Consider the following 26,326-nt stretch of genomic DNA (forward strand, 5'->3'; position numbering starts at 1 on the left):
TTTTTTCATGAATTTGATCATTCCGATGGCCGGAAAAGGAAAGAGACTTAGGCCACATACACTGACTACTCCGAAACCTTTAATCCCCATTGCTGGTAAGCCTATTGTTCAACGGTTGGTGGAGGATATTGCAGAAGTCACTCCTGAAAAAATTGAAAATATTGGATTTGTAACAGGCGATTTCGATGAAGAAATCAAGAACCAGTTACGAACAATAGCAACTGAAGTGGGCGCTAAAGCTCATTTCTATGTTCAGGAAACCGCAGAGGGAACAGCGCATGCCATTGCTTGCGCCAATGAAATATTGGAAGGTAGAGTCACAGTTGCTTTCTCCGACACGTTGTTTAGAGCAGATTTTAAGCTTAATCCGGAGGATGATGGAATCATTTGGACCAAGCAGATTGAGGATCCCAGTGCATTCGGTGTGGTTAAGACAAATGAAAAAGGAATTATTACTGACTTTATTGAAAAGCCGAAAGATTTCATCTCCGATCAGGCCATTATTGGAATTTACTATTTTAAAAAAGGAGAAGATTTGAAGGCCGAAATTGATTATCTAATCAAGAACAACATCAGAGGTGGAGGTGAGTTTCAACTGACAATGGCACTTGAAAGCTTGAAAAATAAGGGCACGAACTTCACAATTGGCACGGTAAATGAATGGTTGGACTGTGGGAATAAAGCTATTACGGTGGCGTCCAATTCAAAATATCTTTCATTCCTGAAAGGGAAAAATCTAATTTCTGAAAAGGCAAGTATCGAAAATTGCGAGATTATTGAGCCGGTTTTCATAGATGAAGATAGCTCTGTTTCGAACTCTACTATTGGACCTAATGTTTCCATAGGTAAAAAATGCAAGATTAGTAACTCTAAACTCTCTGAATCGCTCATTCAAAATAACACGACGTTAGAAGACGTTGATTTAACCAACTCAATGATTGGAAACTTCGTTAATTTGAAAAGCCAGCCCAAATCAGTTAGTTTGGGAGACTACAGCGAATGGTAAAGCAATGCGTATACTACTTTTTTCAGTACTCTTAATGACATCACTTCTTTCTTTTTCTCAAAGGAAAAAGAAGGATGTTATTATTCCTCAAACCCAAGAGGATTCGCTTAAACTGGAAGGAGTAATAGTCGAAGCTGAAAAACAATTAATTCTTGAGAATTATGCTAAAGCGTTAGAAAACTTCCATGTCGCAATGGAAATGAACTCCCAAAGCGCCGCAATCCATTTTAAAATAGCTGAGGTACTTGCCAAAAGTAATGAAGGTCAAAAGGCTCTTCCTTACGGGTTAAAAGCAATTGATTTAGATCCCGAAAACAAATATTACAGGTTAGGACTAGCTCGTATTTATCAATCAATCGGATTCTACATAGATGCTGCAAAAACATATGAAGAGTTATTGGAAAAATTTCCTTCTGAAGAAAACGCGCTTTATGAGCTTGCTGAGCTTTATCAACTCACTGGTAGAAGAGAAGATATGTTTCGAGTGTTTGATTTAATCGAAGCTCAGCTTGGTGTCAAAGAAGAAATTACACGTGAAAAGCAGCGTATCTATATGAAAGAGGGCAAGCTTGATAACGTAATAGCAGAGTTCCAGAAATTGATTGATGCGTATCCAAATGAGGCTTCTTACAAAGCAGAATTAATTAATTTCTTAATTCAAAACAGGAGGTTAGATCTAGCAGCCAAAGCAATTGAAGAGTATGAAAGCTCTGAGTCAGCATCTTCTCGAATTACACTTATGAAAAGTGAACTAGCCTGGATGAATGGTGAGAGAGCTAAGTCACTAGATCTTTTAGAGGATGCATTTGAAACAAGTTCAATTGATTTTCAATCAAAATTTCAAATTCTTTCAAATTACTTGGGAATGAAGCCTAACCCTGCCGAAAGAAGTATCTTAACTCAGATAGCGGTAAAGCTGGCAGATCACCATCAGGATGAGTTTAAGGCTCAGGCATTTGTTGGAGATCTACTATATCAGGATGGCAAAAGTCAGGATGCAGTTCGCTACTACTTGAATTCTGTAAACCTAAGTCCTGCCAACTACTCAGTATGGCAAAATATTTTAAATATTGAAGCTGACCTCAGCCAATATGATAGTCTTGTAATCCATGCCGAAAAGGCGCTTGAATATTTTCCTAATCAGGCACTCCTCTATTATTTCTCAGGAACCGGTTATTTAATTCAAAAAGATTTTAAGAAGGCGGTAAGGATGCTGGAACAAGGAAGGAAATATACAATTGACCCCAAGTTATTAACGGTAATTTATGGGCAGTTGGGAGATGCTTATAACGGGCTTAAGGAATCAGATAAGTCCTACCAAGCTTATGATAAGGCACTTATGAATGGTCCCAATAATGACCATGTACTTAATAATTATAGCTACTTTCTGTCGCTGGCCAATGAAAATTTAGATAAAGCACTGGAGATGTCAACTCGACTTGTAGAGCAGCATCCAAACAATCCAACTTATCTTGATACCCATGGCTGGGTGTTGTATACCAACGGAAAATTCAAAGAGTCTAAAAAATATCTGGAAAAAGCAGCATCATTGGATGAGGATGGCACAGTCATTGAACATTACGGAGACGTATTATTTCAGCTTGGGGAAGTCGAAAGAGCTATTAAACAATGGGAGAAAGCCAGGGACTTAGGTAACGCATCTGAATTAATAGAAAAGAAAATCGCGGATCGCAAGCTATATGAATAAGCTGATTGTAATATGTGTTGTCGGTGTGCTGGCCTTATCGTCGTGTAATAGAAAGGTAGGAGCTATTTTTGGTAAGAAGTCAGAAAAACTTGAAGTCGTAGACCCACAATTCAAGTTTTTTACGGCCAAAGCTAAATTCAAATTTGATGATGGAGAAAAGGATATCTCAGCCACTGCAAACTTTAGGATAAAAAAAGACTCCATTATTTGGCTTTCGATTACGCCCGGATTTGGCATTGAGGTAGCTCGGGTACTTATGGATACAGAAAATGTTTTTGTATTGGATAAGCTCAATAAGCAGTACTATGAATATACGTTTGATGAGCTCTCCAAGGAGTATGATTTTGACTTTAATTTCAAAATGATTCAGTCTGTCATTTTGGGAAACTTGGTTGAACCTTACAAAAAACAGAAAGTAGATAAGTCTGACAATTATTTTTCTTACACTGCCTCTAAAGGGGTATATCTCTTTCATAATTTTATTGGGGCCAAGAGTATGAAACTTGAGAAAGTTGAAGTATTTGATGAGGACACAAGAAATACGATTTCAGTAAATTACAGAGATTTTATTTTGGTAGAGGATCAGGTTTTTCCAAATGAAATTTCTGCAGTTATCGATTATGAATCTGAAAAAAAGCCAAATACAGAGATCAATATTTCTTACAGTAAAATGGCTATTGTGGATGGGCCAATCAGCTTCCCATATGCTGTACCAAGTAAATATGAGAAGAAGTAGATACCTCTTTATTTTACTGATTATTCCTACTCTTTTTTTCAGCATAGATGCTCATGCCCAGAAGACCAAAAGTCAGCTGGAAAAGGAAAAAAAAGAAAACCTCAGAAAAATAGCTGAAGCGGAACGTATATTGAGCGAAACTGCTGATGAAAAGAAAGCCACATTAGGACAATTACAAGCGTTAAATCAACAGATAAATGCCAGAGAATCTTTGATTCGATCTATCGGCTCGGAAATCCGAATTCTAGATAATGAAATCATTGATTTAAAAATCGTTGTTTCATCGCTCCAAAATGATCTTATTCAATTGAAAGAAGAATATGCCGACCAGATTTATTCATCATACAAAGCAAATAGGGGTAATAGTAAGTTGATGTTTTTATTCTCTGCCACGAATTTCAACCAACTTTTACAGCGATTAAAATATCTAGAACAATATTCAGACGCCAGAAGGTTACAGGCTGAGCAAATTGAAGTAGTAACTAAAGAGCTAAATGACCAGCGCAGCAAGGTCGAAGCGAAGCGGGCAGAACAGCAACGTTTGTTAAACCAGCAAGTCAGGGAAAGCAGGAAGCTAGCCAGATCTAAGAAAAAACAATCTGAATTAGTGGCCCAGCTAACCAAAAAGGAACGTCAACTAAGAAAAGAGCTTGAGAATAGAAGAGAAGCTAATAGAAAGCTAAATACCTTAATAGCTAAGATTATTGAAGATGAAGCAAGAAAATCTTCGACAGCATCTACAGCTGAAGCCGCGAGTGCAGCAGAGCTTACAAAGCTTTTTGAGTCTAAAAAGAACAACCTGACCTGGCCAGTGGGTTCGGGGTTTATTTCTGCAAAATTCGGAAAACAGCCGCACCCTGTACTAAAAAGGATCACTGTCGTAAATGATGGAGTGGGAATTCAAACTGAAAAAGATTCTCCCGTTAGGGCTGTTTTTGAAGGTGAGGTAACACTTATCGGCACGATACCTGGAAAAAACAATGTGGTTGTTATCAGGCATGGCTCCTATTTGACCGTATACGCCCAACTAAAAAATATCAATGTTAAAAAAGGCCAAAGAGTAAGGTCCAACGATATTATAGGTGAAGTCTACACTGACCGTGACGGAATTTCGGAGCTAGAATTTCAAGTTTATAAGGGTACAACTAAGCTAAATCCGGAAAATTGGCTGGCTTTTAAATAGGCCATTGCTTGTAGGTAAATAGTAAATAATTGTAGCTTTTCTGTAAGCTGGCTGGTTTAATACTTATCTTTGTATTCTAAATCAAGGACAAATGCAATACTTACTATTTATTGGAGGTCTCGGATGGACAGAGTTTCTGATTATTGCTCTGTTTATAATCATTTTCTTCGGAGCGAAGAAAATTCCTGAGATAGCGCGTGGCATGGGAAAAGGGATAAGAGAGTTCAAGGATGCTACTAAAGAAATTAAGAACGAAATAAACGAAGGCTCTAACGACGAACAAAAGGCGTAATCCTTGAAAAATTTCCAATCCATCTCTGAAATTAGAGACGAGATAGCTGTTGGTAAATTGACTGTTCATCAGTTAGTGCAGCATTATCTTAATCAGATCGAAGAAAAAAACGGAAGGCTAAATGCCTTCCTTTCTGTTTATGGCGACTCTGCTTTACAAAGAGCTCTCTTAATTGATAAGAAAATAAGGTCAGGAAAGGCCAGAAGGTTGGCCGGTATGATTATCGGGATAAAAGATGTTTTTGCACTTGAAGGTCATAGGCTACAATGTGCAAGTAAAATTCTCGAGGGATTTGAATCTCAATATTCAGGCACCTGCGTTCAGCGTTTGCTCGATGAGGACGCAATTATCATAGGGCATCAAAATTGCGATGAATTTGCAATGGGTTCATCGAATGAAAATTCAGCATTTGGACTAGCTAGAAATCCAGTTGATGAGACTAAAGTACCTGGAGGATCTTCAGGGGGGTCCGCAGTGGCTGTTGCTTCAGACATGTGTCAGGTCTCATTAGGTTCAGATACCGGAGGATCTGTTCGTCAGCCTGCATCTTTTTGTGGTGTTATTGGGCTCAAGCCAACGTATTCACGTATATCAAGACATGGGTTGGCTGCTTACGCCAGCTCGTTCGATACCGTAGGTGTTATTTCAAAAAGTATAGAGGATGCTGCATTGGTGCTGGAAATAATGTCTGGCCCAGATGATTTTGATAGTACCGTATCTAATAATCCGGTTCCGAATTATCACAAGTTTCAATCAACGAAGAAATATAAGATTGGCTATCTAAGTGAAGCGATTTCACATGAAAGTTTAGCTATCGAAATCAAAGAGTCGACAAGTAAAATACTTGAGCAACTAGCTGCTCTGGGGCATCATGTGGAAGAAACTCATTTTTCAAAACTTGATTATATACTTCCAACCTATTATGTTTTAACAGCAGCTGAAGCGAGCTCAAATTTGTCACGCTATGATGGAGTGCGATATGGACGCAGAACACCAAGCAATGATCTGGAGGTGATGTACAAAGAATCCAGGTCAGATGGATTTGGTGATGAAGTAAAACGGAGGATTATGACTGGGACCTTCGTTTTGAGTGCAAGCTATTATGATGCTTACTATTCAAAGGCACAAAAAGTACGAAAGATTATTAAAGATGAAACCGAAAAATTATTTGAAGAATACGATTTTTTGATCTCCCCTACTACTCCTACCACTGCATTTAAAATTGGTGAGTTAAACAAAGATCCACTTCGAATGTATCTTGAAGATTTATATACCGTTCAGGCTAACGTTACAGGCATTCCTGCTATATCATTGCCAATAGGAATTGATAAAGACGGATTGCCAATGGGAGTTCAGGTAATGTCTAAAAGCTTTAATGAGTTAGAATTGCTTGATGTTTCAAATCAAATCATTACTTTCAAAGATCAAAATAGATAGGATATGATACGAAAATGGTTCCTGACAGGGATTATGTTCATTTCATTAGCAGCGAAAGGACAGGAATTTCAGCTTACTGAGGTAATTCCCGACAATACGTACGATGAGATTGCGGATCGGATGTCGTGTATTGAAAAAGAAGTGCCGCTTGTTTTCAATGAGCGGGTCAAGGCTTTTATTGAATATTTTGCTGTAAAGGACCGGGAATACACCAAGGATATCATCCGCAAAAAGGAGCTTTATTTTCCCCTATTTTCAGAAACTCTTGCGCGCCACAACATGCCTGATGAGCTGAAGTACCTGGCGATAGTTGAATCAGGCCTCAGACCAAACGCAATTTCCAGGGCAAATGCTGTTGGCTTATGGCAGTTTATTTCTTCAACAGGGAAAATGTATGGATTGCATAGCAACTGGTATGTAGATGATCGGATGGATCCGGTAGAAGCTACCGATGCTGCTGCCAGACATCTTAGGGATCTTTACAGGATGTTTAATAGTTGGGAACTTGCCTTGGCAGCTTACAATTGTGGTCCCGGTAATGTCCGAAAGGCTATTCGAAGAAGTGGCTATAAAAAGGAATTTTGGGAAATTTACAGATACCTTCCACGAGAGACGCGATCATACGTTCCTCAATTTGTAGCAATTACCTACCTATTCAACCATCTGGAAGAACATGGTTTTGAGGAGCAGCCTGAGATGTATTATCCAGAAATGGATACCATAATGATTTCACAATATTTTCATGTTGAGACATTTTGCAATCAATTAGGCCTTTGCCTCGATGATATGCTTTTGTGGAATCCACAAATTAAGCGAGGTGCACTACCGGAAGGAACAAAAAACTTTGCACTAAAAATTCCTGTAGAATGGAAGGAAGAGATTGTATCCAACAGAAACCATTTATATGATACAGCCTCAAAAGTTGGTAAAGAGCACTTGGACTATTTGGCACGAAATACCCCAGGTAGTACCTATGGAAGAGAGCGACTTTATTACAGGGTGCGGAGTGGAGATGTTCTGGGAACAATAGCCAGACAATACGGAGTTCGTGTTTCTGATATCAGATCCTGGAATGGAATCAGAGGGAACCTAATAAGAGTAGGTCAAAGGTTGAGTATTTGGGTGTTGCCTACGTATAATTCACAAACCAAGAATCTCTATGCCTCATCATCTTCACCATCAACTCCAACGGCCACAACCAAAAAAGCGACAGTTCCGGAGAATTCTTCAGGTAAATTATATACCGTGAAGTATGGAGATTCCTTATGGAGCATAAGTAAGAGTAACAACACAAGTATTGAAAAATTAAAGCGAGCGAATCAACTCAGTTCAAATGTGATAAAACCAGGTCAGTCGCTTGTAATACCCAATTAACTATTCTTCAGATTCAAGTAACCAGCTTTAATCGAACGGAATAGTTTTTGCTTGGTTTGTTCCGGATTTTAAATAATATCTAATGTACAAATACATATTTCTATTCATCGCAATCACTTTTAGTTGCAGTGAGGCGGCCAGGGAAAATAGAAGAAAAGACATGCTTCCAACCGCAAGAGGAGAAGCAGATGAAATCATTCTGGTAGTTGATTCAACCCTTTGGGCAGATACCCTTGGTCTTTCTGCTGAATTGAAAAAAACATTCATGGCTCCAATGTTGGGACTGCCTCAGGATGAGTCGCTATTTAATGTAAGTAAGGTCAATCCCCGAAGGCTGAATTCAGTTCTTAAGTCTGCCAAGAATATGGTTTTTGTTATGACATTAGATAGCAAGACAGCAGATAGTCGAGTGCTTCGGCAATTCTTTACCGATCAATCCCTGAATCAAATTAAGCGAGATACTTCCATGTTTATGCGATCTCAAAGAGACTTATTCGCCAAAGGACAAACGGTGATGTTTCTTTTCTCATCGACAGAAGATCAGCTTGCTAAGAAAATCAATTACAATAGATCGCAGATTCGAGAGTTCTTTGAAACTTCCGCACGAGAAACAATTAAAGAAAAACTGTTTAATAGCCCCAAAAAGCAATTAGCTAATCGAATTAAGGAAAGTCACAATATTGAGCTGACGGTTCCGTATGGCTGGGAAAAAGCACGAGATCTCAAAAATTTTGTTTGGTTGAGAAAAATGGATGCAGAAACCGAGCAAAGCATTTTCATATACTACGAGCCATATACCGATCAGGGGGTCTTCAACGAGATAGGTGCTTTTAGGGATAAGGTCACTAAAACGAATCTCTATGATGGGGAAAACCCAGATGTGTATATACAGCGACAAGAAATTATTCCAGTTTTCACAGAGCGAGTTAATTTCAACGGTCATTTTGCTGTCGAGGCAAGAGGACTATGGAAAATTAGTGACAATTCCCGTGGGGGTCCTTTTTTGAGTTATACAATTGTTGACGAAAAAGAGGGGCTGATTTATTACATTGAAGGCTATGTGGATTCTCCTGGAACCAGAAAAAAACACCTTGTTCGGGAACTCGAAGCAATCTTATCCACATTTAAAACCAAGAGTGATATTGCGACCACTCCAGATCCTTCTTAATCTTCCGGAATAATTGCTTATTCCTTTTTAGTTGGTGACCTTTGAAGGTTGGACAATCGTCCAATCCAACTTTAACCAATTGCGGATGAGTACAACGAAGATTAGACCTAAAGAAGCATTAGAATATCATTCAAATAAACCAGCCGGAAAAATTGAAGTAAACTCTACCAAATCGGTGAGTTCTCAACATGATTTGGCACTTGCCTATTCTCCAGGAGTTGCTGAACCATGCAAAGAGATTGCTGAAAATCCGGATGATGTTTACAAATACACTGCCAAGGGAAATCTAGTAGGTGTTATTTCAAACGGAACCGCTGTTTTAGGATTAGGAAATATTGGGCCTGAGGCTTCCAAGCCTGTAATGGAGGGGAAAGGAGTATTATTCAAAAAATTCGCTGGAATTGATGTGTTCGATATTGAAATTAATGAACAAGATCCGGATAAATTCATAGAGATTGTAAAGTCGCTGGAGCCTACGTTTGGTGGTATCAACCTTGAAGATATTAAGGCCCCTGAAAGCTTCAAAATAGAACAAACGCTGAGGGAGCAAATGAGCATACCCATCATGCATGATGATCAGCATGGTACGGCCATTATTTCCAGTGCAGCACTTTTGAACGCCTTAGAAGTTGTCGATAAGAAAATTGAGGATTTGAAGATCGTAGTGAGTGGGGCAGGTGCTGCAGCCATTGCTTGCACCAACCTTTATGTCTCTTTGGGAGCTAAGAAAGAGCATATTCTCATGGCTGACAGCAAAGGGATCCTCAATGAGAGTAGAAAAGGGCTCGATGAGATCAAATCCAAATATGCAACTAAGCAAAAAATAGATTCGCTTGAGGATGCGATGAAGGATGCTGACATGTTCCTCGGATTATCTATTGCAGATGTGGTAACACCCAAGATGTTGAAATCTATGGCGGACAATCCTATTGTATTTGCATTGGCTAATCCTAATCCAGAGATAGCTTATGATCTGGCCATAAAAACCCGGAAAGATGTCGTAATGGCCACAGGTCGTTCTGACCATCCAAATCAGGTTAATAATGTTCTTGGTTTCCCATACATCTTTAGAGGTGCACTCGATGTAAGGTCTACCGCCATTAATGAAGAGATGAAACTCGCTGCTGTAAAAGCGATTGCAGAGCTGGCTAAAGAGCAGGTTCCTGATATTGTGCTTAAAGCATATGGAAAAGCAAGTATCAAATTTGGGAGTGATTACCTGATCCCTAAACCTATGGATCCAAGGTTGATAACCACGATTTCTCCAGCTGTAGCTAAGGCAGCCATGGACACTGGTGTGGCTAGAATCCAAATTAAGGATTGGAAAAAATATGAGGATGAATTACTTGAACGAGTTGGATTGGATCAACGATTGATTTCAAGATTTGTCTATCGTGCTCGACAGAATCCTAAAAAAGTAGTCTTTGCGGAAGCTGACCATGTCAATATCTTGAAAGCGGCGCAAATGACGCTCGATTCAGGCATTGGTACGCCAATTCTAATGGGTAAACAAAAAATTATAAAAGGCCTCATTGAGGAACATGAACTAGATGCAATTAAAGATTGCGATATCATCGACCCAAACGAGCATATAGATAAAGTTGAAGAATACGCTGCTGAGTATACAAAAATCCGTCGCAGAAAGGGAATGACTATGCACTTGGCCCGCAAAGCCATGACTAGTCGTACGTACTTTGGAATGATGATGGTAGAGAAAGGTGAAGCGGACGTCCTCATCTCTGGCCTATCTAATGACTATCCTAAAACCGTATCGCCAGCACTACAGATTGTTGGAATGGAAGAGGGTGTTAATAAAGTGGCTGGAATGTACATCATGAATACTCCACGAGGCAACTACTTCTTCGCGGATACAACGGTTAATATGAATCCAACTGCGGAAGAGTTAGTTGGAATAATTGGCTTAACACATCGCGCTGTTAAGTTCTTCGATTATGAGCCAAAAATTGCCGGATTATCGTTTTCAAACTTTGGCTCTGCGAAAGGAGATGTGCCACAGAAAATGGCAAAAGCAGTTAAGCTAGCGAAAGAAAAATGGCCTAGCATGATAATAGATGGGGAAATTCAAGCGAATGTGGCACTAAATAAAAACTTACTTGAAGAACTTTATCCATTTAGTGACCTGAAAGGACACAGTGTTAATACACTGATATTCCCTGACCTTCAGTCAGGAAATATTGCTTATAAAACCTTAATGGAAATTGGTGGAGCAGAAGTTATCGGACCTATTTTGATGGGAATGAAAAAGTCTGTTCAGGTCCTTCAATTGGGTAGCTCAGTAAAAGAGATTTATAATATGGTGGCGATTGCCGTTGTTGACGCAGGCGTGGAAAATAGAGACGGCTTATGATTACATACTTAAAAGGACGTTTGGCATTCAAGGACCCAACCCATTTGGTCGTTGATGTTGGAGGTGTCGGATACGAAGTAAAAATAAGTCTCATCACCTATTCTCAGGTAAAGGATAAGGAAGATATTTTAATTCAGACTTATCTTCATGTAAAGGAGGATTCTCACACCCTTTTTGGTTTTTATGAAAAATCAGAAAAGAAGAGATTTCTTGATTTGCTTTCCATAAATGGAGTTGGACCAAGTACTGCGCTCATGATATTGTCATCCCTTGATGCAAAAGAATTACAAGCGGCCATCATTCAAGAGGACGTCAAAACCATCCAATCAGTAAAGGGCATAGGTGGAAAAACTGCGCAACGAATTATCCTTGAATTAAAGGATAAAATGAAAAAAGAAGGATTACTTGATAAATCTGTTGAAATTCAGCCACGGTTTGATAATACACTGCGTTTTGAGGCGTTATCAGCCTTGACTACTTTGGGAATAAATAAGTCTGCAGCTGAAAAAACTGTTGATAAGATTTTGAAAGAACACGGAGAGGAGATTAAACTTGAAGAATTAATCAAGCAAGCACTAAAGCGGTCATAACCTAATCTAACTACAAGCGCTTTTTTTGAGAGTAAATCTGCATATACGATTCCTTTTTGCTTTTCTGATTCTGGGTTTTTGTTCAGAAGGATATGCAGGATACCTTCAGGAACAGGATACGGTCAGGGGGGACACACTTGGACCATATGAACCAAGTAAAAAACCCACCTACCAACCAAGTTATCGATTTGGCGACCCCTTCTCTTTTAGAAGTTCACGTTCGCCTCTTTTCCTGAGAGACCCATCCCAGCTCGATCTTCAGGTTAGGTTTAATCCGGACACAACTTCAGATGATGCTGGGGTAACCTATTCGGTTTATGAAAATATCGGATCGCTTGATTTTCGACCAGCTTCATTTATGACCTTTGAAGAATTCAATCGATACAATAATTCTCAATTAAACAGAGAATATTTCAAAGATCGATCCGCAGGACTTGATGGTGAGAGTGCAGTCAGTGGCAGAAGCTTAATCCCCAGACTTTACATAAGCCCGGTTTTTGATCGAATTTTTGGAGGGAGCTATGTAGATATCCAACCTAATGGATTTGTAAATCTGGATTTTGGAGCCCGGTTTCAGCGAATTGATAATCCCGCAATCCCCTTAAGACAGCAAAAAAATGGAGCATTCAACTTCAATCAGCAGATAAGTATGAATGTCGTTGGAAAAGTGGGGGAGAAATTAGCCATTACAGCAAATTTTGATAACAATAATACTTTTGATTTCCAGAACAATCTGAAGGTCGAGTACACAGGATATGAAGAGGATATTATCAAACGTATTGAGATTGGTAATGTAAGCATGCCGGTTTCTAATTCTTTGATGAGTGGAGCTCAGTCTTTATTCGGTATTAAAGCCGAGTTGCAGTTCGGAAAACTGTACGTGACCACAGTATTGTCACAGCAGCGGGGTAGAAATGAAACGCTAACCATTGAAAGTGGATTTCAAGGACGAGAGTTCGAAGTTCAGGCTGCAGATTATGAGGAAAACAGACACTTTTTTCTAGGTCACTTTTTTAGAGACAATTATGAAAGATGGCTTGCTACACTTCCCCAACCTACCTCCGGGGTAAATGTGACGAGGGCAGAGGTTTACGTACTTAATCGAAATAATGATACGGAGACAACCCGGAATATTGTTGGATTCATGGATTTAGGTGAAGGAACTGTTATCTACAGTTCTGATGATAATGTTCAACCCGGTAGAGGTGGTCCAACCAGAAATAGTGCAAATGATCTATTTGGAAATCTAACAACCCAATCAGCTGATGGGGTAGATCAGTATATCAATGCCACCTTCCCTTCATTTGAAAGCTCAGTCGATTATGTAAAAGTGACGACCGCCAGAAAACTAGAAGAATCAGAATATAAGATTAATCGTGAGCTCGGTTACATCACACTTACTAGAAGCCTGCAAAGCGATGAAATCTTAGCAGTTGCCTATGAATACACGTTTGACGGGACCGCCTATAAAGTGGGAGAGTTAACTGAGGACTATCAGAGTAGATCTGATGACAAGGTGATTTATTTAAAACTTATTCGTCCGAATAAGATAAATACAGAGGTACCAACCTGGGACCTCATGATGAAGAATATTTACAGCTTGAATGCTGCCCAGGTAGGTCAGGAAGGATTTCAACTTCGGATAATTTATCGGGATGATGCTACAGGTCAGGACAACCCTTCCCTTCATGAAGGAAGGAAATTAAAAGATGAGCCATTGGTTGAAGTTTTCGGTTTGGATCGATTGAATCCAAATGGAGACAGGCAGCCAGATGGAAATTTCGATTTTATCGAGGGATTTACCATCGATCCACAAAATGGCAATATCATATTTCCAGTGCTGGAACCCTTTGGTCAAACCTTAGAAAATCAGTTTGATCCTGATGAGGGAAATCTGGTAGAAAAATATGTTTTCGATGAGCTTTATGAGGAACCAAAAGCCACTGCAGAGCTTAATGCAACTAAAAATAAATTTGTTATCTCAGGATTACTAACTGCGGGTTCTTCAAGTGAGATTACACTGCCAGGAATCAATATTGCAGAAGGGTCTGTAATCGTTACTGCCGGAAATACTCCGCTTACAGAAGGACTTGATTATACGGTGGACTACAACCTCGGAAGGGTAAGGATACTGAATGAAGGAATACTCAGTTCTGGCAAGACACTACAGGTTTCTTATGAAAAGGCGGATCTATTCAATTTTCAGACCAGGACGTTGACTGGGGCGCGATTTGACTATCGATTTAACGATAATTTCAATATTGGAGCTACGGTCCTCCATCTCAATGAACGACCGGGAGGAATCTCCAGATATGCTGTGGGAAATGAGCCTACCAGTAATACCAAATACGGATTCGATATCAATTATCAGAACGAATCAAGATTCCTTACAAAAATGGTGGATGCTCTGCCCATGGTAAATACAAAAGAGCCTTCCACCATCACCATTAATGCAGAATTAGCTCAGTTAAAGCCGGGCACAAGTAACATTGTAAATGGTGAAGGAACCTCGTATATCGATGATTTCGAAAATGCGATAACACCAATTAACATCATGGGATGGCAGGCCTGGAAACTGGCTGCAACACCTCGTGTTTTCCCTGAGGCACAAAGTGGAAATCAGGGGTTGAGCTATAATTACAAGAAGGCTAAAATTGCATGGTATACAGTTGATAACAGCATTTTCTACCGGGCGGGGGGCAATGCCAGACCTGCAACTATTTCAGATTCTGATCTAGATAACCATTATGAACGGGCGGTTTTACCTCAGGAGATTTTCAGACAAAGAGATCAAACCATCGTCAACTTTAATGAGCCGATTTTTGATGTAGCTTATTTCCCAAGCGAAAGAGGACAGTACAATTATAACCCACAAACTAACCCAGACAATACATTACCAAACCCTGAAGAAAACTGGGGAGGTATCACACGGGCTATCACGAATGAAGTAAACTTCAATAAAACAAATATTGAGTACCTGGAATTTTGGCTGATGGATCCATTTATAGATGGTGTTAATGGGATTGTAAAAGATGGAATTGTCAATGGAAACCCACGGCAAACAGGTGGAGGAAAACTATATTTTAATCTTGGTAGCGTGTCTGAAGATATCGCTCCTGATGATATGCATGCATTTGAAAACGGCTTACCAGCCGATGGTGATGTAGGTCAGATCACTACGTGGGGTCAAATTACCCAAGATCAATATCTTACTAACTTTTTCGAAAATTCACCGGGAGCAAGGGATAATCAGGATGTAGGAATTGATGGATTGACAGACGCTGATGAAGCATTAATTCTCCAACAGAATAACATTACCTTAAACCTTAACCCTGAAGAGACTGATATTTCAGCAGATAACTTCAGGTACATTCTTGATTCCTTTTACGATCAGGATGCAGACGCAGACATAGTTAGGCGCTACAAAAATTGGAATGGGATGGAGAATAACTCCCCAATAGCTGCAGGAGGAGGGGACTTCATCCCCGCTTCAACAACTCTTCCTGATAATGAAGATATTAATCAGGATAACACCATTTCGGATTTGGAAGAATATTTTGAATACGAAATTGACCTTACTCCAAAGCCAGGTGTTTCTAATCTGGATGGAGGAAATCTGGAACTTAGCGAATACATAGTAGATCAAATTGAGAGTGGGAATGGAGAATCCTCGTGGTATCTTTTTAGAATACCAATAAAGAACGTAGGAACCCCTCGGGGAACCCCTTCATTTGAAAACATTAAGTACATCCGGATGTACCTCACTGACTGGAGTCAACCTGTAGTCTTACGTTTCGCTCAAATGAGATTGGTCGGAAGCCAGTGGCGAAAGTTCGAAAGTGCTTTAAATGAGCCCGGATTAGATGCAATTCCAAATATTGAAACTTCAGATTTTTCCATTTCAGTTGTTAGCATCGAAGAAAATAGTACGTCAACTACAGGTGGAGTGCGGTATGTTCTCCCACCTGGATTAGACCGTGATATTGATAACACTACACCTCAAAACAGAAGAATCAACGAACAATCGCTCCAGGTATGTGTGGAAGATCTTGACGATAAAGATGCCAGGGCTGTGTATAAAAATGTAAGCTATGATCTGATCAATTATGGTCGGATGAAAATGTTTTTTCATGCCGAAGCATATAATAATGATATGGTTCTTGATGATGAAGTGACTGCTTTTATTCGTTTGGGGACAGATTTTGATGAAAACTACTATGAAATAGAAGTCCCATTGGTAATTACGCCTCCCGACGTTTCAGGCTCGCAGGAGGAGATTAGAAGACAGGTTTGGCCAGAACAAAATGAAATAGATATTTCTATAAAGGAGCTTCTGGGGATTAAATCTGAAAGAAACAGGGCTAATCTGGACGAAAATATTCCTTACTCAGTGTCGTCAAATGATGGAAAATATACCTTCACAGTAAAGGGGCGACCGGATATTAGCGCAGTTAAGATTATGATGATTGGCGTGAAAAATCCTGGAGATGAGTCTACCTCACCAAAATCAGTATGCATCTGGGCCAACGAATTAAGGGTGACAGATTTTGACACAAATGCAGGATGGGCAGCCAACGCAAGAGTAAGCACCAAACTTGCAGACCTTGGAACAATCTCCGCATCGACCAGGTACACTTCAATAGGTTTTGGAGGAATTCAACAACGTATCTCAGAGCGATCAAGAGCTGAGACCAGGCAGTATGATATATCTGCAAATTTGAATCTGGAAAAATTCCTAAGACCAGATAAGACCGGGCTCGTCGTACCAATGTTTGTTAGCTATGAAAAAACTAGAATCACACCCCAGTTTGATCCACTGGATCCAGATGTCCCTTTGGAAGCATCCCTGGAGGCTTTTGATAGTTCTCAGGAGCGGGAAGAATATAGAAGAATTGTAGAGGACCGAACGACACGGCGGAGTATCAACTTTACAAATGTCCGAAAGGAAAAAGTGAATCCGGATGCGAGAAGTCATATTTATGATGTTGAGAATTTGTCTTTTAGCTATGCCTACAGTGATCGAATTTCAAGTAATGTAAACACCCAAACATTATTGAATAAGACGGTGAGCGGAGGTGTGAACTATAATTATTCGCCAGCTGCTTTAAGTATTGAACCATTCGGTGAATCGGAGAAATTGAGCTCACCCTATTTTGCACTTATCAAAGACTTCAATTTTTCTCCAATACCAACAAATTTTTCCTTCTCCACCAATCTGAGAAGAGATTTTAGGTCGATTATTTATTATGATGACAACCTCGAGCCCTTAGATGAAAAAGATGAGATTTTTTACGAAAGAACCTTCTCTTTTGCTAGAAACTATAATCTACGATGGGATATCACCAAGAGTCTTGGTTTTACATATGGTGCAACAGCAAATGCACTGATAGATGAACCAAGTGGAATAATTGAAGGCGACATCAATACTAAAGCTGAGCGAGACTTTATCTGGGATCAAATTTTCTCTCTCGGTCGAATGAAGAATTTCAGTCAGAGCTTACAACTCAACTATTCTCTCCCATTGGATAAGTTACCATTTACCGATTGGTTAAGTGCCGATTCGCGGTATTCAGTAGGCTATGGCTGGATTGCAGGTGCCATCGATCAGGGAGGTCAAGATGGGACTCCACTTTTTGACGATGAGGGAGAGGAAATTGATCTTTTCTTTGGTAACACCATTAACAACCAACGCACAATTGGATTTACAAGTAGAGTTGATATGAATAAACTTTACAATAAAGTCACTTTCCTTAAAAATGCGAATGATCCTCCTGCCAGAGGGGAGTCAGTCAGTCCGGGTAATAGTGCATTGCGATTTCTTATGATGTTAAAGTCCATAAACGGAACATATAACATCAATGAAAGCACTACTTTGCCTGGATTCAAACCAAACGCTTTTTTACTTGGTCTGGATGATGAGTTTGATGCACCTGGTTTTGAGTTCATATTGGGTAGTCAGGATCCTGGGATTAAGCAAAAAGCGGCTACAAGTGGATGGTTAGTTGAAAATGAAAATTTAAACTCACAATTCAAACAAACGTTCGGTACGGATATTGATGTTAAGGCAGACTTTGAACCGGCTAAAGACTTAAGGGTACAATTGACCTGGAATCGAGGGTTGAATAATCAATATCAAGAAATATTTCGGTTCAATGAGACGGGAGGGTTTGAAACCTTGACACCTTCGAGAAGCGGCAGTTATTCGATATCATACTTAACCATTAATACGGCGTTTCAAAAAGATGGTCCTGAAAACTCATCGGATGCGTTCAGCCAGTTCGAGCAAAATCTAATTGAGATTCGTGAAAGATTAAATCGAATCAATACTGATGGTGAATATGATACCTTATCACAAGATGTGCTAATTCCTTCTTTCCTTGCTGCCTATTCAGGACAAAACGTAAATGATGTATCTCTTACACCTTTCCCAAAAACACCGCTTCCAAACTGGAGATTTGATTATACAGGGCTGATTAATATTCCGGCTCTTTCCGAATTGTTTTCTTCCTTCACTGTTTCGCATGGTTATAATTCGACCTATAGCGTTTCAAGTTTTACAAATTCTTTGGAATATGGTGTGGATAAAATAGGGCTTCAAAATGACATACTTAATTATCCGTTAGCAGAGGACGATAGCACTGGGAGGTTGGTTCCTGTTTACATCATTAATCAGGTAATGATTTCAGAGCAATTTGTGCCTTTGATCGGATTCAATGTGCGAACAAAGAATAATATTTCTACAAGATTGGAATTCCGGAAAAGTCGAAACCTGGCGCTAAATATGTCCAATGCACAGGTTACCGAAACGGTAAATAATGACGTAACTCTTGATATTGGGTACTCAAAAGTAGGTTTCAAGTTACCTTGGAAGTTTCAGGGAAGAACTGTGACTTTGGAAAACGACTTAACCATGCGAGTTGCAGCATCAGTAAGAGATAGTAAAACTGTGCAGAGAAAAATTAACGACAGTAGCACGATTACCAATGGAAATTTAACCTGGCAAGTAAGACCCACAATTACTTATAAAATCAATAATCAGCTTGATTTCACTTTTTATATGGAAAGAAATGTGACTGACCCAAAAGTGCTTAGTTCATATAAGCGCGCGACGACTGCATTTGGTGTTCAGTTAAGATTTGGTCTCGCACAGTAGGGGAGTTCCATTCTAAGGTTTATTTTTGGCTGCTATTATCAAAACCATTTAACCAAATGAACATTCCATCAGATTTACATTATACCAAAGATCACGAATGGGTAAAAATAGAAGGTGATATCGCTACTGTTGGTGTTACCGATTTTGCACAAGGTGAATTAGGAGATATTGTATATGTAGAAATTGAAACCGAAGGCGAGTCACTTGATGCAGGTGAAGTTTTTGGAACAGTTGAAGCAGTAAAAACAGTATCAGATCTTTTTATGCCTCTTTCCGGTGAGGTGATCGAAATAAATGATGCACTTGAATCAAATCCTGAGGTAGTGAATAGTGATCCCTACGGAGAGGGATGGATGATTAAGATAAAAATTTCTGATCAGGGAGACCACTTGATTTCAGCCGAAGATTATAAGGCAGAAGTCGGAGGATAGGAAATTTTGGAATGTTTTTTGCTTTAATAGCGTAAATACCTTCGTCCTTTTGGTATATAAAATTTGAAGGGCATATATTTGATGTTCAACTTCATAAAAGAAGGAATATGGAACCGAAAAAAAATCCAAAAATAGACCTATCCAGACAGTCAGGTATGTTCCTGAATATTGGAATGGCGGCCAGCTTATTGTTGGTGATTGTGGCTTTCGAGTGGAGGTCATATGATGATACTGGTCTTATGGACCTAGGAAACGTGGATGATGACTTTGAAGATATCATCGATATTCCACCTACCGAGCAACCACCTCCCCCACCTCCAAAAGTTCAAGTTCCTGAGATTATCGAAGTTCCGGATGAGGAAGAAATCGAGGAAGAAATTGAAGTTGAACTTGATGTTGAGGTTACAGAAGAGACAGTAGTAGAAGAAATTGTATTCGAAGAAGCTCCGGAAGAGGAGAACGTAGATGAGATTTTTACAATTGTAGAAGAATCTGCTTCTTTCCCAGGTGGAATTACTGCTTTCTACGAGTACTTAAAGAAAGAGCTTAAGTATCCAAGACAAGCACAGCGTATGGGTATTGAAGGCAGAGTGTTCGTGCAGTTTGTAGTGGAGCGAGATGGAACACTTACTGATATCCATGTTGTAAAAGGAATCGGAGCTGGATGTGATGAAGAAGCGGTAAGAGTGCTTAAAGAGTCTCCAAAATGGAAGCCTGGAAAGCAAAGAGGAAAGCCTGTACGACAAAAAATGATTCAGAATATTCTATTCAAGTTTGCGAACTAAATAGATAGAAATTATAATATAGAAAGCCTCTTGAATTTCAAGAGGCTTTTTTTATTTTATCATGCTACCATGAACTGTCCTCCAGCTCCTCTTTTTTAGCGAAATATTGTTTGGTGAAAGAATTATAATCTTCAGGTGATTGAAGTGTTTCAAGTTTTTGAAGTGTTTGGTCAGCATATTCAATCAGATTCCAATCCAAAGCAATAAGTGCATATTTCTTGAGTAGTTTGATGCTATATGGATTTATCTCTGTCGCATCAACTAACAATTCGTAACCGCCTGACATTCCTTTTTGATTAAGGGTCTCAACAACAGCAATTACCTGATCTTCATGGAATGCATTCATTCTTCCCAGCTTGACTAACGCCCTTTCATCAAGTGAATCGAGAAGTGGAATGTCTCTTTTTCGATTTTCGAGAACTTGGAAAGACTCAAGCTTTGCCAAAACAATATTTGACTGATCTGTTAGCTCCGGGTTTTTCTTTAAACTTTTCAAAAGTATTCCTGGAATCTCATTGGATCTCCTCAGATGTGCTAGTGCGTCTATTTTTCCAAATAGAGACTCATTATGTTTAACCTCGAGTGCTCGTTCGAAAAAATCTAAAGCCAATTGATATGCTTCCTGATCCAAAGCGAACTTACCTAAGGCATTTAGGTACTCACCCTTAAAAAATTGGTGTGAGTTAGCTTGCAAATAATCAAGCATTAGAAATGCCTTATTGATTTCACCTTTATTATAAAGATGTATAGCCAAAGCTTTTCTAAGCCGAAAATTAAAAGTCCCATCAGATGAATTTTCAAGTTCTCTCCTTGTAAATGCTTCTATAGAGTCATGGTTGAATAATGTAGCACTGTTGAGTAGGTAGGACTGTCTATGAAGAGGTTTTGCATTTTCCAAATTTTCAAACTCAAACCCAAGCTCCAATTCCTTTGATTGCGTAGTTAGCATATTGCTTCTAACACCAAAATTCCCATTTAAATAGTCTTCGGAGAGAGAGGAGGAGTCAATTACCTCTAATCTTTTATAAACATGCCATTTGTTTATGAGAGGAGCATTGTTCCATTCGTCTACTTTATTTGCTTCTTCAAAATACGCAAGTGATTGTTCTAATTGCCCTTTTCCAAGAAGTAGAACACCGAGGTTGTTTTCTAATTCACCACTTGAAGATGTACGAAGCGCTTCTTCGTAGATCGCCTGGACTTTATTGGGATTGATTTCGGCATCAAGATTTCCGTAGTTGACAAGTGCATAATCTGAGGGAAATCTTTGTGATGCGCTATGGAAATAGATTTTGGCAGGGTATTCATCTCCCCTTTCCATTTCTCTCAATCCCAAGTCGTAATTGGCATAATGGGTATTATACCCCAAATAGCTGGCTTGCAAGGTATATTCTTTTGCAAGTAAATCATTTTCTTCAGTTTTAGCTTCAACAGCCAGGTAATTATAATAACCAGATCTTAGCAGGTTATATGGTTCTTGGCCCGCCAAAAAATAAAAAGCCAGAATAGCAAAGAACCCTCCTAACCGAGCACTCGAATATGGAAAATTTCTCTCTCGATAGACGATTTTATGAACTTCAAAACCCTTGATAAGCGGATCAATGAAATTACCAATAATGTAGAGGAAGAAAAGCGTTCCAAAACCAATGTGGAAGTACAAAATAAAGTAATGAAAGGCTTGATAAACCGCATCATTTCCTCGAATCATTTGAGAAGAAAGGAAGAATAAAGTAATGATTCCCAAACTAAAAGTAATTAGAAATAGCGTTGGGTTATCTAAGAACTTCGATAAGAACCCTGCTTTAAATTTCATGCTCCAAAGACTTACAATCGAAGTGATTGCTAAAAGAATGAATGGGTCAAAAAAGAAAAAGCTGTTTTCATAGAGGCCGGATTTGTTGAGATAATAAAGGATTAGATTCCCTAAATAGATCAATGAAAGAGCTAAAAAGTGGAGGTGATTACTCTTCCCACCTTTTCCAGAAGTAATCACATATAAAATGCTAAAGACGATTTCTTCGGAAATGATAAATAAAAATATAAGGCCACATATGCTGAAGCTGAAGAGCGAGTTTGCAATGATGTGATCAACAAAGAGCTGTGAATTATTTACGCCAAAGAGGATTACTCCACTCAACGTAATCAACGTAATTATTCTAATGAGTAGAGGAGTATTTTTTTTATATTCATGAAAGATTACCAATGGCGTAATCAGCAGAATAAATGGGATAAGAATGATGAGTTTGGATTGTAATCCAAACAAACCGATCTCAAAAAGATTCAATCGATTTAGAAGAACTGCAAAGAGTGCCACGACAGCAAAAAAGGCATATCTTTTTAGATAGGTAGTTGCGACAAGAAATAGGCATAATCCCATCCAAATGATTCCTAGCAATACACTGTCGGTAGATAAGTCTCGTTTTATCTCACTTCCAGAATAATTTTCCTGAAGCAAATACTTCTCTCCACTAATTTCATGAGTCATGAGATTAGATTCCATCTTCCATGCTGGAAATTGAATGACTTCCCCGGTAGTTGTAACTTCCCAATCTATGGAACTATCATATCCTAGATGGTGTGCCCATAGCATGGATATCAAACCAGCTAGAAATATTCCAGTGAAGATTTTTTTAAAGGTAGTACTCACGATTACTTGATGACTTTTGGAACTCTGAAGTATTCAGAGTTATGTTTAGGAGCATTTTTGAAAACTTTATTTCTGGGTAGATGCGATGCTTCCTTATCCTCACGATAAGTATTTAATTCATATGACATATTCGTCAACGGCTCCACACCATCAGTGTTCACCTCGTTAAGCTTTTCGACCCAGTCCACCATCTGCTGCAAATCTTGGATCATTTGCTTCTCCTTATCTTCTTCAAAATGCAAACGAGCTAGATGGGCTGTTTTTCGAACAATCGCTTTTGTAATTCTCATAAAAGTATTTAGATATCGTTAGCGTCAGCTGTTGTTAGTTCGGTTTGAATCACACGAAAAACTTCTTCTTTTAGTTGCTTTACCTGTTCGTCCCCATTATCACTCGGCCATATAGGTTCATGATAGATGATTCGGCATTTTTTTCTTCTAATGTTAAGCAGGTCATCGTCTGGAAGAATATGGTAATTGTCTGGCATAGTAACGGGTATAATGGGGACATTATTTTCAACTGCCAGCTTAAAAGCCCCATCTTTAAAATCTACCATATCCGGATATTTTTCAAGTCTGATCCCACCTTCAGGGAAAAATCCCAGATTATGACCTTTTTGTATTTCTTCTCTTGCCTTTACCAAACTTCTTGCTCTGCTTCTATAGCTGGATCGATTTACCGTAATATGAAGTGTACGGTACATATATCCAAAAAGAGGAATTTTAGCCAATGAACTTTTACCCACAAACTTGAAAGCCATTGGAAATAAACCCAGAATGGGTATATCTAGATAAGAGAAGTGATTGGCACATAATATGTATTGCTGCTTCTTATCAAGTTTGAATCTCCACTCTTTTTCAACCGGGATAAATGCCATTTTCAAAAAACACCATGCCCAAATACAATTTATTTTAAGAGCAACTCTATGAAGCGGCTTGAATGGCACCATTAGAATCATTGGAATAATGAGTATAAAGAAAAAGAAGGCCATCGAGAAAATTGCCCAAATCGAATAAAAACGTCTCAAAATCATATTGCCGGTTAGGTACGCAATTAAGCCACTAAATTAGTCGCAAAATCCAGTCAGTAGAAAAAAATACAAGGGCTGTGTAATATTTTAATAGTTTCGTGCACTAATGATCTTAAACTGAAATCACTGTGAGTTTATTAAAAGTAGAAAACATAAGTAAATCTTATAGCGAACATCAGGCACTAGCCAATGTAAGCATGGAGATTCCTGAAAAAACCATTTTTGGACTTTTAGGTCCAAATGGAGCAGGTAAAACAACGCTAATAAGAATTATTAATCAAATAATTGAAGCAGATCAAGGAGCCATTCTATTTGATGGAGCTCCTTTAAATCTTGAGCACATCAGAAATATTGGCTACTTGCCAGAAGAACGTGGCTTGTATAAAAAGATGAAAGTTGGTGAACAGCTTGTCTATCTGGGCCAGCTCAGAGGTCTTTCTATGAAAGAATCATCAAAAAGAGGAAAAGCCTGGTGTCAAAAACTTAATATCATAGACTGGTGGGGTAAAAAAGTGGAGGACCTGTCAAAAGGGATGGCTCAGAAGATCCAATTTATAGCCACGGTCATGCACGAGCCAAAACTGATCATTTTGGATGAACCGTTCTCTGGATTTGATCCCGTTAATGCTAACCTGATTAAGGACGAAATTCTCGAACTAAGAAATAAAGGTGCTACGATCATTTTCTCTACTCATAGAATGGAATCAGTTGAACAGCTATGTGATCATGTGGCCATGATCCACAAATCTGAAAAGATACTTGATGGTTCAAAAGTTGAGATCAAAGAGAAATTCCGTGATGGGACCTATAATGTCGAATACAAAGAAGGTGAATTAAAGTCAGGTACAGGTTTTCAACTCCTTGAAACGGAGGAGATTGGAAGGGGACTGAAACGATCTCTTATTCAATATTCAGCTGACGGAAATCCAAATGACCTTTTAAAGCAGTTAATAGGACAAGTCGAGATACATTCATTTTTAGAGCGAATTCCAAGTATGAATGACATATTTATTTCTCTCGTAAAGGAGAATCCGGAATTAGTTGAAGCCTAAATCACCAAAAAAAGACATTAAGATGAACAAGATACTTTTAGTAATACAGAGAGAGTTTATGAGCCGAGTAAAGAAGAAGTCCTTCTTACTTGCTACTATTCTCGTACCATTGATATTTCCAGCAATAATTGGTGGGATGGTTTACCTAGCTATTCAAAACGAGAAAAATAAAGAGACTGAGATTGTTAGGGTACTGGATGAAAGCGGACTTATCAATTTTGAAGACTCTGATCGATATTCTTACCAGTCAGTCGAAGGTCCACTGGAAACCGCGAAAGATGGATTTAGTAAATCTGATGATTTTGCTCTTATCTACATCCCAGACATTGATATAGATAATCCGGAAGGAGTTTTGTTTTATGCAAAGACTAGTCCGGGAGTGAATTTGGTAGATCGATTTGAAAACAATATTGAGGCACAAATCAGAGACATTAAACTCACTAGATCCGGACTTACTGAAGAGCAATTGGATCAATTAAAGACCTATGTGAGTATTGATTCATTCAATATTTCCGAAACTGGAGACGAGAAGAAAAGTGATGCAGGCTTCACATTCGGAATCGGATATGTGATGGGATTCTTGATTTACATATTCCTGTTTGCTTATGGAGCTCAGGTGATGCAGGGAGTGATTGAAGAGAAGAATAGTAAAATAGTGGAAGTAATTGTTTCTACTGTGCGCCCTTTCCATATGATGATCGGTAAGGTTGTTGGAGTCGCTTCTGTGGGAATCTTTCAATTCCTGATATGGATGATTTTGATGAGTGTAATATCCTTTGCCGGAATGGCCGCCTTTGGTTTGAGCATGGATCCTGCTGAAACAGCACAGATGGTGCAGGGTGCAGGCAATGAAGCCTCTGCTGTGCAGGCAAATGAAAAGGTTCAGGAGATCATGACAATCATACGTGATATTCCAATTACCCAGATTGTATTGTTATTTGTTTTCTACTTCCTTGGAGGATACTTGTTGTATGGTGCATTATTCGCAGCAGTTGGTTCAGCCGTGGATACTCCTGCAGATGCACAGCAATTTATGATGCCGATCATGATGCCGATTATCGTGGGTCTTATGGGATTATTTATGTTCGTGTTTAATGATCCCCATGGATCTGTCAGTTTTTGGCTATCTATTATCCCATTCACATCTCCAATTGTAATGATGGGTCGAATTGGCTTTGGAGTGCCTGCCTGGGAGATTGCTCTTAGTATGGTGCTACTGGTAGGTGGATTTATATTCACACTTTGGCTGGCAGGAAGAATTTACCGAATTGGAATCCTAATGCACGGTGCTAAAGTCAATTACAAAATACTAGCAAAGTGGCTCATGCAAAAGAATTAAACTGATCGTGGTTATTTTTAACTAAAC

The 26,326-nt window shown here is 39.0% G+C and carries 18 protein-coding genes; 15 read left to right on the forward strand and 3 right to left on the reverse strand.

Annotated elements, in window-relative coordinates:
* Positions 1-7: 7 nt before the first annotated feature.
* The 13 genes from ACO05G_RS00630 (at position 8) to ACO05G_RS00690 (ending at position 20,231) form a co-directional block, all read left to right on the forward strand.
* Positions 8-1,006 carry a sugar phosphate nucleotidyltransferase gene (locus tag ACO05G_RS00630; RefSeq protein WP_421764226.1) on the forward strand — a complete coding sequence of 333 codons (999 nt, stop codon included), beginning with the start codon at positions 8-10 and terminating at the stop codon, positions 1,004-1,006.
* 4 nt (positions 1,007-1,010) lie between these two features.
* Positions 1,011-2,714 carry a tetratricopeptide repeat protein gene (locus ACO05G_RS00635; protein ID WP_421764227.1) on the forward strand — a complete coding sequence of 568 codons (1,704 nt, stop codon included), beginning with the start codon at positions 1,011-1,013 and terminating at the stop codon, positions 2,712-2,714.
* Entirely contained in the window at positions 2,707-3,450 is a 744-nt protein-coding gene (locus tag ACO05G_RS00640) for a DUF4292 domain-containing protein (RefSeq protein ID WP_421764228.1), read from the forward strand. The genes ACO05G_RS00635 and ACO05G_RS00640 overlap by 8 nt, the downstream gene beginning before the upstream one ends.
* The gene (locus tag ACO05G_RS00645; protein ID WP_421764229.1) at positions 3,437-4,633 is read left to right on the forward strand and encodes a murein hydrolase activator EnvC family protein; all 1,197 of its coding nucleotides are present in this window, start codon (positions 3,437-3,439) and stop codon (positions 4,631-4,633) included. The genes ACO05G_RS00640 and ACO05G_RS00645 overlap by 14 nt, the downstream gene beginning before the upstream one ends.
* 91 nt (positions 4,634-4,724) lie before the next feature.
* The gene (gene tatA / locus ACO05G_RS00650; protein ID WP_348280134.1) at positions 4,725-4,925 is read left to right on the forward strand and encodes a twin-arginine translocase TatA/TatE family subunit; all 201 of its coding nucleotides are present in this window, start codon (positions 4,725-4,727) and stop codon (positions 4,923-4,925) included.
* 3 nt (positions 4,926-4,928) lie between these two features.
* Positions 4,929-6,362, forward strand: coding sequence for an Asp-tRNA(Asn)/Glu-tRNA(Gln) amidotransferase subunit GatA (gene gatA, locus ACO05G_RS00655; RefSeq protein WP_421764230.1), 1,434 nt, complete (start codon positions 4,929-4,931; stop codon positions 6,360-6,362).
* Positions 6,363-6,365: 3 nt separating this feature from the next.
* Positions 6,366-7,736 (forward strand): lytic transglycosylase domain-containing protein, encoded by a 1,371-nt coding sequence (locus ACO05G_RS00660; RefSeq protein WP_348280136.1) that lies wholly within the window; start codon positions 6,366-6,368, stop codon positions 7,734-7,736.
* Between the two features lie 82 nt (positions 7,737-7,818).
* Entirely contained in the window at positions 7,819-8,904 is a 1,086-nt protein-coding gene (locus ACO05G_RS00665) for a DUF4837 family protein (protein ID WP_421764231.1), read from the forward strand.
* An 85-nt stretch (positions 8,905-8,989) separates the two neighbouring features.
* Entirely contained in the window at positions 8,990-11,272 is a 2,283-nt protein-coding gene (locus ACO05G_RS00670) for an NADP-dependent malic enzyme (RefSeq protein ID WP_421764232.1), read from the forward strand.
* A complete protein-coding gene (ruvA, locus tag ACO05G_RS00675) occupies positions 11,269-11,862 on the forward strand; it encodes a Holliday junction branch migration protein RuvA (protein ID WP_348280139.1) in 594 nt (197 codons plus the stop codon). The genes ACO05G_RS00670 and ruvA overlap by 4 nt, the downstream gene beginning before the upstream one ends.
* A 25-nt stretch (positions 11,863-11,887) precedes the next feature.
* Positions 11,888-19,015 (forward strand): cell surface protein SprA, encoded by a 7,128-nt coding sequence (sprA, locus tag ACO05G_RS00680; protein WP_421764233.1) that lies wholly within the window; start codon positions 11,888-11,890, stop codon positions 19,013-19,015.
* Positions 19,016-19,071: 56 nt separating this feature from the next.
* Positions 19,072-19,446: a glycine cleavage system protein GcvH gene (gcvH, locus tag ACO05G_RS00685; protein WP_348280141.1), complete on the forward strand. Its 375-nt coding sequence runs from the start codon at positions 19,072-19,074 to the stop codon at positions 19,444-19,446.
* 107 nt (positions 19,447-19,553) lie between these two features.
* Positions 19,554-20,231: an energy transducer TonB gene (locus ACO05G_RS00690; RefSeq protein WP_348280142.1), complete on the forward strand. Its 678-nt coding sequence runs from the start codon at positions 19,554-19,556 to the stop codon at positions 20,229-20,231.
* A gap of 64 nt (positions 20,232-20,295) precedes the next feature.
* Here ACO05G_RS00690 and ACO05G_RS00695 read toward each other — a convergent pair whose 3' ends face one another.
* Genes ACO05G_RS00695 through ACO05G_RS00705 form a run of 3 tightly spaced genes read right to left on the reverse strand, consistent with a single transcriptional unit; the run spans position 20,296 to position 23,755 of the window.
* Positions 20,296-22,878, reverse strand: a complete 2,583-nt coding sequence (locus tag ACO05G_RS00695; protein WP_421764234.1) for a tetratricopeptide repeat protein — start codon at positions 22,876-22,878, stop codon at positions 20,296-20,298.
* Between the two features lie 2 nt (positions 22,879-22,880).
* Complete coding sequence (gene gatC / locus ACO05G_RS00700; protein ID WP_421764235.1) at positions 22,881-23,168, reverse strand: Asp-tRNA(Asn)/Glu-tRNA(Gln) amidotransferase subunit GatC; 288 nt, start codon at positions 23,166-23,168, stop codon at positions 22,881-22,883.
* A gap of 8 nt (positions 23,169-23,176) precedes the next feature.
* Complete coding sequence (locus ACO05G_RS00705; RefSeq protein WP_421764236.1) at positions 23,177-23,755, reverse strand: lysophospholipid acyltransferase family protein; 579 nt, start codon at positions 23,753-23,755, stop codon at positions 23,177-23,179.
* A 281-nt stretch (positions 23,756-24,036) separates the two neighbouring features.
* Here ACO05G_RS00705 and ACO05G_RS00710 point away from each other — a divergent pair, with 281 nt between their 5' ends.
* Entirely contained in the window at positions 24,037-24,960 is a 924-nt protein-coding gene (locus ACO05G_RS00710; RefSeq protein WP_421764237.1) for an ABC transporter ATP-binding protein, read from the forward strand.
* Positions 24,961-24,982: 22 nt separating this feature from the next.
* Entirely contained in the window at positions 24,983-26,299 is a 1,317-nt protein-coding gene (locus tag ACO05G_RS00715) for an ABC transporter permease (RefSeq protein WP_421764238.1), read from the forward strand.
* Positions 26,300-26,326: the final 27 nt, after the last annotated feature.

This window comes from Ekhidna sp. (assembly GCF_965227465.1).
Classification (GTDB): domain Bacteria; phylum Bacteroidota; class Bacteroidia; order Cytophagales; family Cyclobacteriaceae; genus Ekhidna.

Excerpts from the sequence above, each read along its gene's own strand:
- ruvA (WP_348280139.1), top strand. The coding sequence starts at position 11,269 with ATGATTACATACTTAAAAGGACGTTTGGCATTCAAGGACCCAACCCAT.
- ACO05G_RS00665 (WP_421764231.1), top strand. The coding sequence starts at position 7,819 with ATGTACAAATACATATTTCTATTCATCGCAATCACTTTTAGTTGCAGT.
- ACO05G_RS00630 (WP_421764226.1), top strand. The coding sequence starts at position 8 with ATGAATTTGATCATTCCGATGGCCGGAAAAGGAAAGAGACTTAGGCCA.
- ACO05G_RS00660 (WP_348280136.1), top strand. The coding sequence starts at position 6,366 with ATGATACGAAAATGGTTCCTGACAGGGATTATGTTCATTTCATTAGCA.
- ACO05G_RS00635 (WP_421764227.1), top strand. The coding sequence starts at position 1,011 with ATGCGTATACTACTTTTTTCAGTACTCTTAATGACATCACTTCTTTCT.
- ACO05G_RS00690 (WP_348280142.1), top strand. The coding sequence starts at position 19,554 with ATGGAACCGAAAAAAAATCCAAAAATAGACCTATCCAGACAGTCAGGT.
- ACO05G_RS00715 (WP_421764238.1), top strand. The coding sequence starts at position 24,983 with ATGAACAAGATACTTTTAGTAATACAGAGAGAGTTTATGAGCCGAGTA.
- gatC (WP_421764235.1), bottom strand. The coding sequence starts at position 23,168 with ATGAGAATTACAAAAGCGATTGTTCGAAAAACAGCCCATCTAGCTCGT.
- ACO05G_RS00640 (WP_421764228.1), top strand. The coding sequence starts at position 2,707 with ATGAATAAGCTGATTGTAATATGTGTTGTCGGTGTGCTGGCCTTATCG.
- gcvH (WP_348280141.1), top strand. The coding sequence starts at position 19,072 with ATGAACATTCCATCAGATTTACATTATACCAAAGATCACGAATGGGTA.
- ACO05G_RS00670 (WP_421764232.1), top strand. The coding sequence starts at position 8,990 with ATGAGTACAACGAAGATTAGACCTAAAGAAGCATTAGAATATCATTCA.
- ACO05G_RS00645 (WP_421764229.1), top strand. The coding sequence starts at position 3,437 with ATGAGAAGAAGTAGATACCTCTTTATTTTACTGATTATTCCTACTCTT.
- ACO05G_RS00705 (WP_421764236.1), bottom strand. The coding sequence starts at position 23,755 with ATGGCATTTATCCCGGTTGAAAAAGAGTGGAGATTCAAACTTGATAAG.
- tatA (WP_348280134.1), top strand. The coding sequence starts at position 4,725 with ATGCAATACTTACTATTTATTGGAGGTCTCGGATGGACAGAGTTTCTG.